A 291-nucleotide genomic window follows, 5' to 3' on the forward strand; every position below is an offset into this window, starting at 1 on the left:
GGTGGAAGGTGTAAGTCAGGCCATCATCGGAAATGTCCCACTTGGTCGCCAGACCAGGAATCACGGCGGTGCCGCCGCGCTCGAACTGGGTCAGGCGGTTGAACATGGTTTCGGCTGAGGCGTCGAAGTCGGTTCCGGTGGTGTACTGGCCTGGGTCGAAACCGGCCGGGCTGCCTTCGGAGCAGAACACCAGGTTAGTCGCAGCGGATGCGAAAGGTGCGGAGGCTAACAAGCCTGCGCCGACTAAAAACGGAATGACCGCGTGTTTAAGCATGTTGGCCTCATGATTTG

General features: G+C 59.5%; 1 pseudogene. It reads right to left on the bottom strand.

Annotated elements, in window-relative coordinates:
- Positions 1 to 274, bottom strand: a pseudogene (locus BK660_RS31390) (ABC transporter substrate-binding protein); the annotation flags it as partial.
- Between the last annotated feature and the right edge of the window lie 17 nt (positions 275 to 291).

It is taken from the genome of Pseudomonas brassicacearum, from assembly GCF_003732265.1.
Classification (GTDB): domain Bacteria; phylum Pseudomonadota; class Gammaproteobacteria; order Pseudomonadales; family Pseudomonadaceae; genus Aquipseudomonas; species Aquipseudomonas brassicacearum_D.